The organism is Nonomuraea sp. B12E4 (genome assembly GCF_039871825.1).
Classification (GTDB): Bacteria; Actinomycetota; Actinomycetes; order Streptosporangiales; family Streptosporangiaceae; genus Nonomuraea.
Genome location: NZ_JBDPME010000001.1, coordinates 1,033,485 through 1,047,439 on the forward strand (window position 1 = coordinate 1,033,485; position 13,955 = coordinate 1,047,439).

Below are 13,955 nucleotides of genomic sequence, written 5' to 3' on the forward strand. Positions count from 1 at the left end.
CGACCTGATGCGTACATCCCGGTCAAATGGTCACCGTTCGCCCTGGACGATGTCCCGGTGGATGCGCGACAGGGGCACGCCGTCCATCTGCAGGCGGCGTACCGTCTCGTTGACCATGGCGGTCGGGCCGCACACGTAGACGTCGTGCTCGGCCCAGGAGTGGAAGCGCTGCGCGACCTCGGGCAGGCTGCCGCGCATCCCGTCGTACGACGGCTGGTCCGACACCACCGGCAACACCCTCAGCCAGGGGAACGACGACTCCATCCTGATCAGGTCGGGCAGGTCGTACAGCTCGTCGGCCGTGCGCGCGCCGACCAGCAGGTGGATGGTCGGGCGGCGGCCGGAGGCGACGATGGACTCGATGATCGCCTTCAGCGGTGCCAGGCCCGTGCCGCCCGCGACGCACAGCACGTCGCGCACGCTGTGCTCGTCCGGCGTCATCGTGCCCATCGGCGGCCCCAGCATGATCGTGTCGCCGACGCGGGTGTGGCCGATCAGCGCGGTCGACACCCAGCCGCCGGGGACCGAGCGCACGTGCAGCCGGATCGTGTTGTCCCGGCGCGGGGCGTTCGCGATCGAGTACGTCCGCCAGACCCTCGGCCAGCGCGAGCTCTGCACGCTGACGTACTGTCCCGCCGTGTACGGCAGCCGCTGCGTCGGCCGCAGCGTGATGACCGCGATGTCGCGGTGGCGCCGCTCGTGGTCGATGACCTCGGCCAGCCACCAGGCGGGGGAGACCCCGGCGTCCGACTCGGCCGACTCGATCATGAGATTGGCGGCGGCCGTGTACGCGGACACCCAGGCCGCCTCGATCTCGTGGTCCCACACGTCGGCCGCGAAGCGGCGGATGGTGGCCAGCAGGGCGTTGCCGACGGCCGTGTAGTGCTCGGCCAGTACGCCGTACTTGCGGTGGTCCCTGCCGAGCTGGCCCAGGAAGGCCGCCAGGCTGCCGGGGCTGTCCAGGCTCCACACGATCCGGGTCAGCGCCTTGAAGAGGCGGTCGCGCTGGACGTTCATGGCGGGCGGGAACATGCCTCGCAGATACGGATTCTCAGCGAAGAGCCGGCCGTAGAAATAGGCAGTAGCCTGCTCGGCCACCGGCTCGACGAGAGAGAAACTCTCTTTTACCAGGCGCGGATTCAACGACATATACCAACCCCACCCCTAGGACCGGAAGTGCGACTCCGGTCGTGCCGTTCACCTCCCTGACGGTTCCGGGTCGTGAACGCGGGCCAGGCCCCGGCTCGGCTTCCGCGTTCGAAAGTGAGTGTTACACCACCTCTGAGGTGCCACAACCGATTTACCGCAATACGGCGCGAAGCCGAACTATCAGTAATGGTTTCGTGATTCTCCGCGTCCAAAGTGAATGCATTTTCAACTGAAAAATACGAAGATAAGTCATATTCGCTTTTTGAGGGCAACCTGAAACGGAAGAGGCTCCCGGGTCGGAAACCCCGTGATCTCGGCGACCCGCCGTCCCGCAGGAGACCGGCCGCCCCCGCGGGCACCCGCACCGGGCACCCGCACCGGGGCCCTGGATACGGCCGCCGAACGGCTCCCTTCCGGTCCGGCTCATTTCCGTGATCGGCCGGTGGGCGTACGATCCGGCCATGGCCGTCCTTCACCCCAGGCGCGTGGCCTGGGAAGGCGCCCGGATCTTCGTCGGCGCCGCGAGCACGGACGCCTACTGGTGGCTCAGCGACAGCGTGGGCCACTACCTCGGGATCATGTACCAGCTCCAGCTCTGCGAGACGCGGCTGCGCCTGCGGGCGGAGGCGGATGCCGAGGTGGCGTACGAGGAGGTGGGGGCGTGGCGCGCCCGCCTGGACGTCCTCCTCGACACCCACCCCGGCGCGGCCTCGATCCTCACCCAGCTCATCACCGAAACCACCGCCCGCCTTCCCTGACCCCCGCGACGCGCTGGACACCCCCGCCGGAGTCTCTGATAGGGCTTCCCGGCGGGTCGTCCCGGAGCGCTGGACACCCCCGCCGGAGTCTCTGAAAGGGCTTCCCGGCGGGCCGCCCCGGAGCGCCTGGTGGCCCGGTGTCCGGGCGCGTGTGGCCATCCCACCTGGACCGATCCCAGTGCCCTCGCATCCGAGGGTGAGATACCGGCCGAAAGCCGGGGATCTTGGGGACGGGTGACATATCGGAAAGGGAGTGCGCCATGATGGGGCATGTGGCCGTCACCGGGACCGGCTGATGGCGGCAAGAACTCCGCCATGCCCCTGGAGATCGAATGTCCCGACCACTGATCGGAATCACCGCCTACTTCGAGGCCGCCCGCTGGAGCGACTGGGTACGCGAGGCCGTCTTGTCGCCACCCGCCTACGCCAGGGCGGTCGGGCGGGCCGGGGGCGCGCCCGTGGTGCTGCCGCCGCTCAGCCTCAACGCGATCGAGGACTACGTCCGCGGCCTGCGGGGCATCGTCCTGGCCGGCGGCGTGGAGGTGGCCGCCGCCGCGTACAACGGTGAGCGGGACGCCAGGGTCTCCGAGCCGCAGGTGCACCGCGACCGGTTCGAGCTGGCCCTGGCCAGGGCTGCCGTCCGGGCCGACGTGCCGATCCTGGCCATCGCCCGGGGCATGCACGTGCTCAACGTCGCCCAGGGCGGCACGCTGATCCCCTGGCTGCCCGAGGTGCTCGACAGCGGCCGGCACGCCGAGTCGGGCACGCCGCACACGATCCAGGTCAGCGTGTCCAGCAAGCTCGGCAAGGCCGTCGGCGACCGGGTCGAGGTCACCGCCCCGCACCACCAGTCCGTACGCCGCCTCGGCAGCGGCCTGCTGGCCGTGGCCTGGGCCGAGGACCAGATCGTGGAGGGCGTCGAGCTGCAGGGCCACCGCTTCGGTGTGGGCGTGCAGTGGCATCCGGAGCGGGACGACCATCGGCTCTTCGATGCGTTCATCGAGGCGGCCCGATAGGCTGCGATCATGCCGCTGCATCCTCAGGCGCGGGACTACCTCGCCCGCTACCTGCCGGACGAGGAGACCGATTTCGACGCGATCGGCCTGGACGCGATCCGGGAGACGCGCGCGCAGGCCGATCCCGTCGCGATCCACCGCGGCCCGCTGACCAAGCTGCCCTTCGTCCGGGACGAGCTGGCCGAGGGCGTGCCCATCCGGATCTACCGGGCCGATCCCGGCGACGGCCGGCTGCCGGTCGTGGTCTACTTCCACGGGGGCGGCTGGGTCTACGGCAGCGTCAAGCGCGCCGACGCGCTCGCCCGGGACCTGGCGATCCGCACCGGGGCGGTGGTCGTGTCCGTCGGCTACCGGCTCGCCCCCGAGGACCCGTTCCCGGCCGCCGCCGACGACGCGTGGACGGTCGTGCGCGACCTCTTCGCCCGGCCCGCCTTCTACCAGAGCGACGGCGGCGTGGCGGTGATCGGCGAGAGCGCGGGCGGCAACCTGGCCGCCGTGGCGGCCTGGCAGGCGCGCGACGCCGGACTGCGGCTGACCCACCAGGCGCTCGTCTGCCCGGTGCTCGACCTGGCCCTGGACACGCCCAGCTACGAGGAGTTCGGCCGCGGGTTCGTGCTCGGCGGCGAGGAGATGGCGTGGTTCGCCGCGCAATACGCGCGGACCGCCGACCGGGCCGACCCGCGGCTGTCCCCGCTGCGGCTGCCGGACGTGACGGGCCTGGCGCCCGCGACCGTCGTGACGGCCGAATACGACGTGCTGAGAGACGAGGGCGAGCACTACGCCCGGCGGCTGGCGGAGGCGGGCGTGCCGGTGGACAGCCGCCGATACGACGGCGCCCTGCACGGCTTCTTCGGCCTGCCCGGCCTGTTCGACCAGGCCGGGCAGGCCCGCGACTACGTGGCGGGACGGCTGCGGGAGTCGTGGTGACCTACGACAAGCTCAAGCTCGACACCCCGGCCGAAGGGGTGCTGCGGGTCACGATCAGCGAGCCGGCCAGGCTCAACGCCGTGGACACCACGGCCCACCGCGAGCTGGGCGAGATCTGGCGCGACGCCGACCGCGACGAGGCCGTCAGGGCCGTCCTCGTGCGGGGCGAGGGCCGGGCGTTCTCGGCCGGCGGCGACCTGTCCATGATCGAGGAGATGATGCGCGACCACGCCACCAGGCTGCGCGTGTTCGCCGAGGCCCGCGACATCGTCTACAACGTGCTCAACTGCTCCAAGCCCATCGTCTCGGCCATCCAGGGCCCCGCCGTCGGCGCCGGACTGGCCGTGGCGCTGCTCGCCGACATCTCCGTCGCCGGGCGCACCGCGCGGATCATCGACGGCCACACCAGGCTCGGCGTCGCGGCCGGCGACCACGCCGCGATCGTGTGGCCGCTGCTGTGCGGGCTGGCCAAGGCCAAATACCACCTGCTGCTGTGCGAGCCCGTCACCGGCGAGCAGGCCGAGCGGATGGGCCTGGTCAGCCTGTGCGTGGACGACGACCAGGTGCACGACAAGGCCATGGAGATCGCCGTCCGGCTCGCCGCGGGCGCCCAGGAGGCGATCAGGCTCACCAAATACTCGCTCAACAACTGGTTGCGCCTGGCCGGGCCGGCCTTCGACGCGTCCCTGGCCATGGAGTTCCTCGGGTTCACCGGCCCCGACGTGGCCGAGGGCGTACGCGCCCTGCGGGAGAAACGCCCGCCGTCGTTCGACGGCGCCTGAGCCCCCGACCAGAGAACGGCCGTAAGGCTGGGCGCGAGTGACGGGTGGTGTGCGGCGCCCCGGCGTGGGTAGGCGGCGTGCAGAGGCACAGACGCAGTGGCCGGCCTCCCGGCCGCGCCGTCGGGGGCCTGTTCGCCGAGGCCGAGAACGTTGCTCCGGGGGACGAAGCAGAGGCTCCTCCGGCGCGCCCGGCGGCCGTCCACCCGGCAGCGAAGGAGGAGATCATTTCAATCCCCCCGACGCGGTCAGAAGCTGCGTGGCAGCCTCAGCACCTGCGTCGCGAGGTAGTTGAGCAGAAGCTCCTCGGTCACAGGTGCGACCTTGCCGATCCGGGCGTCCGCCAGCAGCCTGGCCACCGGATATTCGAGCGAGTACGCCATCCCGCCGTACGTCTGGAACGCGGCGTCGGCCGCTTCCCAGGCGGCCTGCGAGGCGGTCAGCTTGGCGATGTTGGCCTCGGTGCCACACGGCAGGCGCTGGTCGAAGGACCAGGCGGCCTTGTAGATCATCAGGCGGGTGAGCTCGATCTTGGCCTTGACCTGCGCCAGGGGGAAGGCGATGGCCTGGTTGGCGCCGATCGGGCGGCCGAACACCTCGCGTGACCTGGCGTAGTCGACGGCCACCCGCAGCGCCACCTCGGCCCCGCCCAGCGCGGAGGCGGCCAGCAGGATCCGCTCGGGGTTCAGGATGTCCCACAGCACGGCCGCGCCGCCGTCCACCTCGCCGACGACGTCCGAGGCGGGCACCCGTACGTCGTCGAGGAAGACCATGTTCGACGGCGTGGTGTTGGCGCCCAGCTTGGGGATCGGCCGGTAGGACAGCGTGCCGGCGGAGACCGCCGCGGGCACGTTCACCAGGAACACCGTCAGCCCGTGCGTGCGCGGGCTCGCCTCGGCGGCCGGCACGGTCCTGGTCACCAGCAGCATCCAGGTGGCCCGCTGCACGCCGGTGATCCAGATCTTCTGCCCCCTGATCACGTAGTCGTCCCCGTCGCGCCGGGCCGACGTGGTGATCGCCAGCGAGTTGGAGCCGGCGTCCGGCTCGGTCAGCGCGAAGCAGGTCTCCACCTCGCCCGCGGCCAGCGGGGGCAGCAGCGCGGCCCGCTGCTCGGCGGTGCCGTGCCGGGCGAGGGTGAGAGCGCCGAAGCCGGGCGTCAGCACGTACGTGAACGCCGAGCCGCCCGCCGCGCCCGAGGCCGCCAGGGTCTCGGTCGCGACCGCCAGCTCCAGCAGCCCCTGACCGCCCCCGCCGTGCTCCTCGGGCACCGCGAGGCCCAGCCAGCCGCCCTCGGCCAGTTCCTCCCAGACCTCCTCCGGCCAGCGCTTCCCGGTCTCGCACCGCTGCCAGTAGGCCAGGTCGTAACGGGAACAGACGTCACTGATGCCGCGCTGGACGGCCAGGGCGCTCTCGGGAAGGGAGAAGTCCATCACGCCATCGTAGAATCGCGTTCTGATCAGGGTCGAGGTCTACGCGCGTGGAAGACGAAGGCCGGCGGCGTGTTGCGCCACACCGTACGCCCCGCGACCACTTCCTCGAACCGCTCGGCCAGCATCGCCCGGAACCGCCGGGCCGAGTTGAGCGGGATGGCGTGCACGTACGAGAACGTCGTGAACGCGGCCCCGTGGGTCATCGCCGACGTCACCGCCGCCAGCAGGTCGCGCTGCGCCTCCAGGGGGAAGGCCGCCCACGGCAGGCCGCTCACCACCACGTCCGCCTGGGGAAGCCCGCGCTGGCCGAGCAACTCGCCGAGTTGCTTCGCGTCGGCGTTCACCACGTCCACCTCGGGGAAACGCTCGGCCAGCAGGGCCGCCATCGGCTCGTTGAGCTCCACGGCCAGGTGGTGGCCCCGCCCGGCCAGCCGCTGCTGGATCTCCGCGGTGAACGCGCCCGTGCCGGGGCCCAGTTCGACCACGGTGGGCTCGCCCCGCTCGGGGATCGGCGCGCAGACCGCGGAGGCGAGCCGGCGCGAGCTGGGCGCGACCGCGCCGATGGTGGCGGGAGCCCGCAGGAACTGGCCAAGAAGCAAACCGGTGTCGTTCGGCATGGAACAAACATAGGGGGATATAAGTCCAACTCGCTCCGCCAATGAGCCGGACCTCCGGCCACTTGGAGGAGGCGGGGTCCTCCGCGCGGAGGATCGGGCCGTCACGCCGGATGGATACCGTGGGTTCATGGCGCGGTATTCCGCTGGATGTCCTGTTCGCGGCCTCGGGCGTGGGCATGGACCTGCTGACGACGGCGCACGCGGGCGACACCGAATATCTGCCCGCCGCGATGAACATCCCGATGGCGCTGCTCGTGGGCCTGCCCATGGGGTTCGTACGGCGCTGGCCGGTGCCCGTCACCCTTTACCTGGCCGCCTTCCTCGTCCTCAGCGACCAGCTCGGGTCGTTCACCTCCAACACCGCGCAGATCCTCGTCTGCGTGGCGCTCGCCGTGACCGGCTACCGCTCCCGCCTGCGGGCCAGTGCCGCCGCCGTGGCCGTCACCGTCGCCGCCACCGCGCTCAACATAGCCGACCCCGGCGTCGCGCTCACCAAGAACGCCTGGGCGTACTCCGCTTTGCCGGCGGTCTTTCCCGCCGTGATCGGCGCATACCTGCGCAGTTCGGCGGCGCGGCTGGACGAGCGCGACGCCACCCCGGACGCGCTGCTCGCGGCCGGCGGCGTGGCGATCACCGTGCTCAGCACCTGGACCTCCTGGCACGACAGCTCCCAGCCGGTCTGGCTGATCGGGCTGCTGGCCGTCGTGGGCGGCCTGTCACTGGGCGTCGCCAGGCGGCTGCCCGGGCTGGTGTTCCTGCTGCAGGGCGTGCTGCTGGTGGCCGCCGACACCTATCTGAACGAGGTCGTCAACACCTGCGTGATCCTGACCCTGATCGCGGTCGGCGTGTTCGCCATGCGGGTGGGCTCCTGGCCGTGGACGCTGGCCGCCTACCTCACCGGCTGCCTGCTGACCTCGATCGCCGTGGTCGGGCCCGCCACCGACGTCACCCCGTTCCGGGTGGGCGTGCTGATGACGCTGGTGGCCACGCCCATCGCGATCGGCCGCTACCTCGGCATGCGGCAGGCCGCCGCGGCCGCCGAGCGGGCCCGCCCCGAGGAGTCCGCCCGGGCGGCGGTCGCGCAGGTGCGGGCCGACCAGCTCGCCGAGCGCGAGCGCATCGCCCGCGACGTGCACGACATCGTGGCCCACCACGTCGGCGCCATGGTGCTGCGGGCCGGCGCCGCCCGCTACGCCGCCCCCGACGGGCCCGTGGCCGAGGCGCTCGACGACATCCGCCGCACCGGCCACCAGGTCCTGGAGGACCTGCGCGGCCTGCTCGACCTGGTACGCGACCCCGACCGCCGGCCCGGCCTGCTGGCCAACCCCGCCGACGTCGTACGCGAGGCCGCCGAGCGCATGACCGCCGCCGGCCTGGAGGTGGAGCTCGCCCTCGACCCCGCCACCGACCAGGCCCCGCTGATCGCCCGGGCCTCGGCCGCCCGCATCGTCCAGGAAGGGCTCACCAACGTGCTCAAACACGCCGGCCCCGGCACCCGGGTCAGCGTCGACGTCACCCGCGCCGGCGACGGGCTGTCGGTGGAGATCCGCAACGGCCGGCCGCCCACCGTCATCGAACGCCTGCCCTCCTCCGGCAACGGCCTGGCCGGCATGCGCGAGCGGGTCCGCGCCCTCGGCGGCACCCTCACCGCCGGCCCCGACGGCGAGGGCGGCTGGCGGCTCAATCTCCGCGTTGGACAGGCCGGTGCCGACCAGGGCGAGCACCTCCCGCTCGCGCTCGGTCAGCCCGGCGGGCGAGGCGGGCACGGCGGCCTGCTCCTCGGCCGCCAGGAAGCGTTCCACGACCCGGCGCAACACCGACGGCGCCAGCAGTTGCTCCCCCGCCGCCGCCTTGCGTACGGCCTCCACCATCCGCTCCGGCTCGTCGTCCTTGACCAGGAAGCCGACCGCCCCGGCACGCAGGGAGGCGTAGACGTCGGCGTCGTCGGCGAACGTGGTCAGCACCATCGCCGAGGAGCTGCAGGTGGGCGTCACGACGGTCAAGACCCACATCGCGGCCGCCATGGAGAAGCCGGGCCTGCGCAACCGCATCCAGGCCGCGGTCGTCGCCCACCGCGCCGGCCTCGTCGACGCCGCCTTCCGCCCCATCCACCCACCCAGAATCCACCCCTGACCCCAGCACCGCCCTGATCCTGGACCACCGCCCTGAGCCCAGCCGCCGCCCCGAGCCCGGGGCCGCTCACGCCTGCCGGCAGGGGGGAGAGAAACACGCTTGTTGCCCGCTAAGGTCTGAAGGGTGTATGTGAAGATCTGCGGGTTGAGCGAGCCCGAGCACGTGGCCGCCGCCGTCGAGGCGGGTGCCGACGCCATCGGGTTCGTCATGACCCGGAGCTCGCGCAGGGTGACCCCCGAGCGGGCGGCGGAGCTGGCCGCGCCGGTCCCCGCCCACGTGCTCACCGTGGGCGTGTTCCGCGGCGAGGACCCTGACACGGTGCGGGCGGCGGCGCTGACGTCGGGAGTGCGGGCGGTGCAGCTGCACGGCAGGCACCCGCACGGCGACTTCACCGCGCTCAAGGACCTCGGCCTGACCCTGATCAGGGCCGTCGACGCCGAGGCCGACCTGCGCTGCGGCGCCTACGACGAGGATCTGCTCCTCGTGGACGCCCCGCACGCGGGCTCGGGCCGGCCGTGGGACTGGGCCGCCATCCGCGGCCGGCCATCGGGCCGCTGGCTGCTGGCAGGCGGTCTCACCCCCACCAACGTGACGGAGGCGATCGCAGCCGCCGGCCCGTGGGGCGTCGACGTCTCCAGCGGCGTGGAAACCTCTCCCGGCGTAAAGGACCCGACCCTCATCAGAGCCTTCCTGAAGACGGTCCGCCGGCTCGGGTGACGCCGGCTCGGGTGACGCCGGGATGGATGACCCGGGACGGACGACCCGGGACGGCTGAGCCCCATCACGCGGCACCGGACGGGCGCCGCACTCCCCACCCCACGCCCCGGGCAAGCCGGCCGGCGCCGACGATCAGCCCGCTCCGGCGCGCGAATCAGCCGGCACGGGCAGGCACATGTCCGCGGGCTTCGGTTGCGCGGGGACGGTCACCGCGTCCCCGGCCCTGGCGGCGTGAGATCGCGCGAGCCGATGCTGCCGGTCGCCGCCTCGGGCCTGCGATGCGTGGGAGTGCGGAGGGGGCCGCGGCCTCGTACCTTCGGTTCGTCGTGGGACCGCGGTGGGTTCGTGGCCCTGGCCGCGTGGGACAGGCGGGGCGGAGGGGTGCCGGGGGCCCGTCTTCGGGGCGGGAGACGGAGTTGGCTCGGCCGCCGGGCAGGGCGGAGGAGGGGTCGGTGGGGAGAGGTTTCGGCGGGCACGCTGTGGCGGAGTTTCACGCAGTAGGGTCTGCTCCGTGAGCGAAACTTCCGCCGAGGACCGGATCTGGACGGTTCCTAACCTGCTGAGCTTCCTGCGCCTCCTGGGCGTCCCAGTGTTCCTCTGGTTGGTTCTCGGGCCCAAGGCGGACGGATGGGCCATCGGGGTGCTGGCGGTGGCCGGTTTCACCGACTGGCTGGACGGGAAGATCGCTCGGGCCTTCAACCAGACGAGCAGGCTCGGCCGGGTGATCGACCCCGCGGCCGACAAGCTCTACGTGTTCGCCACGATCCTGGCGCTGCTGCTGCGCGACGTGATCCCGTGGTGGCTGGTCGTGGTCATCCTCGGACGTGAACTCTTCGTGGCATGTTTCATCCCCGTACTCCGCAAACACGGATATAAGGCACTCCAGGTTCATTTCCTGGGCAAGGCGGCCATGTTTAATCTCATGTACGCCTTCCCTCTCCTCTTCCTTGCCTCCCACACTGGATGGTATGCCGAAATAGCACGAATTGTCGGGTGGGCGTTTGCTCTCTGGGGAACCGGCCTGTACTGGTGGGCGGGACTCCTGTATGTGCTACAGGTTCGCCAACTTGTAACCGCGGCCAAAAAGGAGTGATCGGTGAAGGCGGTCGTCATGGCAGGCGGGGAGGGCACTCGGCTTCGTCCCATGACCGCCAACCAGCCCAAACCGCTACTCCCCGTAGTCAATCGCCCGATCATGGAACACGTGCTGCGCCTGCTCAAGCGGCACGGCGTCACCGAGACGGTGGTCACGCTGCAGTTCCTGGCCGCGCTCGTACGCAACTACTTCGGTGACGGCGACGAGCTCGGCATGGGCCTCCAGTACGCCACGGAGGAGGTCCCGCTCGGCACCGCGGGCAGCGTCAAGAACGCGGCCGACCGCCTAAAAGATGATCGATTTCTGGTGATCTCCGGCGACGCCCTGACGGATATCGACTTATCCGACATGATCCGTTTCCATCGCGAAAATTCGGCCCTTGTGACGATAGGTCTGAAACGCGTGCCGAACCCGCTCGAGTTCGGGATCATCATCCTCGACGACGAGAACCGAGTTCAGCGCTTCCTGGAGAAGCCCACCTGGGGCCAGGTCTTCTCCGACACCGTCAACACCGGCATCTACGTCATGGAGCCCGAGGTCCTCGACGCCGTGGCCACCGGCGAGCCCGTCGACTGGGCCTCCGACGTCTTCCCCGCCCTGCTCCGCCGCGGCGCCGCCATCTGCGGCTACGTGGCCGACGGCTACTGGGAGGACGTCGGCACTCACGCCAGCTACCTCAAGGCCCAGGCCGACGCCCTGTCCGGCAAGGTCGCCCTGGACATCGGCGGTTTCGAGGTCTCACCCGGCGTCTGGGTCGCCGACTCGGCCGCGGTGGACCCCGACGCCGTGCTCAAGGGCCCCCTGCTGGTCGGCGACTACGCCAAGGTCGAGGCGGGCGCCGCGCTGCGCGAGTACACCGTGCTGGGCAACAACGCCGTCGTCCGCGAGGGCGCCTTCCTGCACCGCGCCGTCGTGCACGACAACGTCTACCTCGGCCCCGGCACCCACCTGCGCGGCTGCGTCATCGGCAAGAGCACCGACATCATGGCCGGCGCCCGCATCGAGGAGAACGCCGTCATCGGCGACGAATGCGTCATCGAGTCCGAGGCGTACGTCTCCAGCGGCGTCAAGGTCTACCCCTTCAAGACCATCGAGGCCGGCGCGGTCGTCAACACCAGCGTCATCTGGGAGTCGCGCGGCCAGCGCAACCTGTTCGGCCCCCGGGGCATCAGCGGCCTGGTCAACGTCGAGATCACCGCCGAGCTGTGCGTCCGCCTGGCCAGCGCGTACGCCACCACCCTGAAGAAGGGCGAGTACGTCGTCACCTCCCGCGACTGCTCCCTGGCCGCCAGAGCGCTCAAGCGGGCCGTCATCGGCGCCCTGACGGCCGGCGCCATCAACGTGCTCGACCTGGAGGCCGCCCCGCTGCCGGTGGCCCGCTTCCACACCGCCAGAGAGTCGGCCGGGGGCGGCATCGCGCTGCGCACCACCCCGGGAGACCCGCAGAGCGTGGACATCGTCCTCATGGACGGCCGCGGCGCCGACCTGACCCCGGCGGCCCAGCGCAAGCTGGAGCGGGTCTTCTCCCGCCAGGAGTTCCGCCGCGCCTTCCCCGGTGAGATCGCCGAGCTGACCTACCCGGCCAGGGCCGTCGAGGACTACACCCACGAGCTGCTGCGCCACGTCGGCGTGGACGACGTCCGGGACATGAAGGTCGTCGTGGACTGCGCCGGGGGCACCTCCTCGCTGGTCCTGCCCACCCTGCTCGGCCGCGTCGGCGTCGAGGTGCTCACCGTCAACGCCCGCCTCGACGACACCTCGCCCACCGAGACGCTGGCCGAGCGCCGCCGCGACCTGCAACGCCTGTCGGAGCTGGTCAGCTCGTCGCGGGCGGCGTTCGGCGTGCGGTTCGACCCGGTCGGGGAGCGCATCGCCCTGGTGGACGAGAAGGGCCAGCTCATCAGCGAGGAGCGCGCCCTGCTCGTCGTGCTCGACCTGGTCGCCGCCGAGCGCCGGGGCGGCCAGGTGGCCCTGCCCGTCACCACCACCCGTGTCGCCGAGCAGGTCTGCCGCTTCCACGGCGTGCAGGTGCAGTGGACCTCCACCTCGCTCGACGCCCTCACCTCGGCCGCCGCCGGCCCCGACATGATCTTCGCGGCGGACGGGCGCGGCGGCTTCGTCCCCGGAGTTCGGCCCCGCCATCGACGGGCTGGCCGCGTTCATACGCCTGCTCGGGCTGGTGGCCCGCACCCGCCTGTCGCTCAGCCAGATCGACGCCAGGATCCCCGAGGCGAAACTGCTCAGGCGCACCGTGCCCACGCCCTGGGCGGCCAAGGGCGCCGTCATGCGCTCGGTCATCGAGGCGGCCGAGCTCGCGGGTCACCGCATCGACCCCACCGACGGGGTGCGCGTGGCCCACGACGACGGGAGCTGGGTGCTGGTGCTGCCCGCCGCCGCCGAGCCCGTCACCGACCTGTGGGCCGAGGCCTCCGACGTGGACGCGGCCCAGGCCCTGATCGAGCACTGGGCCCGCATCGTGGAGCAGGCCGCCACCTGACCCGTCACACAGCGTGACCGGAAAAGAGTTCGTACACAGCGCGCGCGGAATGCGGCAAGATCGTAATGTAGAAACGCGCGGCGGCATGGACCACGGGGCGGGGCGACGGTAACTTTGTCTGCGTCCAAACCAAAGTGCAGCGCCTCGCCTTGACCTTTGCCGCTGATCAGCGTAAGTTGCGGCATTCGCAAACTTGAAAAAGCGAAGCGAGGCGCGACCCTGAGCACCGTCGCCGCGTCTTCGCGGTAGGAGGCCGAGCCGATCGATGCCGAGCGTCTACTGCACGCAGTGCGGGCACGCCAACCCCGAGGATGCCCGTTTCTGTTCCCGCTGTGGGTCACCGCTGACCAGACCCGAGGTCTCCGGGGACACCACATCGACGATCTCCGTGGCGGGAATCGAGGCGTACGAGGCTGAGACAGGCGACATGCTCCTGGCCGAGCGGGCGCTCGTGGAGCAGCTGCCGCCCGGCTCGGCGCTGCTCACGGTGACCAGGGGCCCCAACCAGGGGAGTCGCTTCCGGCTCGACAAGGAGCTGACCACGACCGGGCGCCACCCGGAGAGCGACATCTTCCTCGACGACATCACGGTCTCCCGCCGCCATGTGGAGTTCTACCGCCACCGCGGCGGCCAGTTCTCCGTGCGTGACGTCGGCAGCCTCAACGGCACCTATGTCAACAGGGAGCGCATCGAGGAGGTCCCGCTGCACTCCGGGGACGAGGTGCAGATCGGCAAGTTCCGTCTGGTCTTCCTGATGCGAGCCCACGCCGGCACATGAGCGAAGGGGCGGGACAGGTGGCTCCCCAGGAGCTCGTGGGGCTGACGGAGGAGGTCGC

General features: G+C 71.4%; 11 protein-coding genes and 2 pseudogenes. 10 read left to right on the forward strand and 3 right to left on the reverse strand.

Going from position 1 to position 13,955, the window contains the following annotated elements; all coding sequences use genetic code 11:
• Window positions 1–30: 30 nt before the first annotated feature.
• Window positions 31–1,098, reverse strand: a complete 1,068-nt coding sequence (locus ABGB18_RS04795; protein ID WP_347694089.1) for a globin domain-containing protein — start codon at window positions 1,096–1,098, stop codon at window positions 31–33.
• Window positions 1,099–1,610: 512 nt separating this feature from the next.
• Between ABGB18_RS04795 and ABGB18_RS04800 the strand changes: the two genes are divergently transcribed.
• From ABGB18_RS04800 to ABGB18_RS04815, 4 genes are all read left to right on the forward strand, one after another.
• Window positions 1,611–1,907, forward strand: coding sequence for a hypothetical protein (locus ABGB18_RS04800; RefSeq protein WP_347694090.1), 297 nt, complete (start codon window positions 1,611–1,613; stop codon window positions 1,905–1,907).
• 332 nt (window positions 1,908–2,239) lie between these two features.
• Window positions 2,240–2,923 carry a gamma-glutamyl-gamma-aminobutyrate hydrolase family protein gene (locus tag ABGB18_RS04805; protein ID WP_347694091.1) on the forward strand — a complete coding sequence of 228 codons (684 nt, stop codon included), beginning with the start codon at window positions 2,240–2,242 and terminating at the stop codon, window positions 2,921–2,923.
• Window positions 2,924–2,932: 9 nt separating this feature from the next.
• Window positions 2,933–3,850 carry an alpha/beta hydrolase gene (locus tag ABGB18_RS04810; RefSeq protein WP_347694092.1) on the forward strand — a complete coding sequence of 306 codons (918 nt, stop codon included), beginning with the start codon at window positions 2,933–2,935 and terminating at the stop codon, window positions 3,848–3,850.
• Window positions 3,847–4,632: an enoyl-CoA hydratase/isomerase family protein gene (locus ABGB18_RS04815; RefSeq protein ID WP_347694093.1), complete on the forward strand. Its 786-nt coding sequence runs from the start codon at window positions 3,847–3,849 to the stop codon at window positions 4,630–4,632. The genes ABGB18_RS04810 and ABGB18_RS04815 overlap by 4 nt, the downstream gene beginning before the upstream one ends.
• A gap of 245 nt (window positions 4,633–4,877) precedes the next feature.
• On the opposite strand, the gene ABGB18_RS04820 is transcribed toward ABGB18_RS04815, so the two are convergent.
• Window positions 4,878–6,059 carry an acyl-CoA dehydrogenase family protein gene (locus tag ABGB18_RS04820; protein WP_347694094.1) on the reverse strand — a complete coding sequence of 394 codons (1,182 nt, stop codon included), beginning with the start codon at window positions 6,057–6,059 and terminating at the stop codon, window positions 4,878–4,880.
• Window positions 6,060–6,085: 26 nt separating this feature from the next.
• Window positions 6,086–6,676 carry a methyltransferase domain-containing protein gene (locus ABGB18_RS04825; RefSeq protein WP_347694095.1) on the reverse strand — a complete coding sequence of 197 codons (591 nt, stop codon included), beginning with the start codon at window positions 6,674–6,676 and terminating at the stop codon, window positions 6,086–6,088.
• Window positions 6,677–7,692: 1,016 nt separating this feature from the next.
• Between ABGB18_RS04825 and ABGB18_RS04830 the strand changes: the two are divergent.
• The 6 genes and pseudogenes from ABGB18_RS04830 to ABGB18_RS04855 all read left to right on the forward strand — a co-directional run.
• Window positions 7,693–8,343, forward strand: a pseudogene (locus ABGB18_RS04830) (histidine kinase); the annotation flags it as partial.
• A 316-nt stretch (window positions 8,344–8,659) separates the two neighbouring features.
• Entirely contained in the window at window positions 8,660–8,809 is a 150-nt protein-coding gene (locus ABGB18_RS04835; protein WP_347694300.1) for a hypothetical protein, read from the forward strand.
• A 123-nt stretch (window positions 8,810–8,932) separates the two neighbouring features.
• Complete coding sequence (locus ABGB18_RS04840) at window positions 8,933–9,526, forward strand: phosphoribosylanthranilate isomerase (protein ID WP_347694096.1); 594 nt, start codon at window positions 8,933–8,935, stop codon at window positions 9,524–9,526.
• A gap of 511 nt (window positions 9,527–10,037) precedes the next feature.
• Window positions 10,038–10,619: a CDP-alcohol phosphatidyltransferase family protein gene (locus ABGB18_RS04845; RefSeq protein ID WP_347694097.1), complete on the forward strand. Its 582-nt coding sequence runs from the start codon at window positions 10,038–10,040 to the stop codon at window positions 10,617–10,619.
• 3 nt (window positions 10,620–10,622) lie between these two features.
• A pseudogene (locus ABGB18_RS04850) lies at window positions 10,623–13,119 on the forward strand (mannose-1-phosphate guanyltransferase).
• Window positions 13,120–13,384: 265 nt separating this feature from the next.
• Window positions 13,385–13,897, forward strand: a complete 513-nt coding sequence (locus ABGB18_RS04855; RefSeq protein ID WP_347694098.1) for an FHA domain-containing protein — start codon at window positions 13,385–13,387, stop codon at window positions 13,895–13,897.
• The last annotated feature ends 58 nt before the right edge of the window (window positions 13,898–13,955 follow it).

Coding starts and splice junctions, on each gene's coding strand:
- ABGB18_RS04805 (WP_347694091.1), top strand. CDS start 2,240: ATGTCCCGACCACTGATCGGAATCACCGCCTACTTCGAGGCCGCCCGC.
- ABGB18_RS04810 (WP_347694092.1), top strand. CDS start 2,933: ATGCCGCTGCATCCTCAGGCGCGGGACTACCTCGCCCGCTACCTGCCG.
- ABGB18_RS04800 (WP_347694090.1), top strand. CDS start 1,611: ATGGCCGTCCTTCACCCCAGGCGCGTGGCCTGGGAAGGCGCCCGGATC.
- ABGB18_RS04820 (WP_347694094.1), bottom strand. CDS start 6,059: ATGGACTTCTCCCTTCCCGAGAGCGCCCTGGCCGTCCAGCGCGGCATC.
- ABGB18_RS04855 (WP_347694098.1), top strand. CDS start 13,385: ATGCCGAGCGTCTACTGCACGCAGTGCGGGCACGCCAACCCCGAGGAT.
- ABGB18_RS04825 (WP_347694095.1), bottom strand. CDS start 6,676: ATGCCGAACGACACCGGTTTGCTTCTTGGCCAGTTCCTGCGGGCTCCC.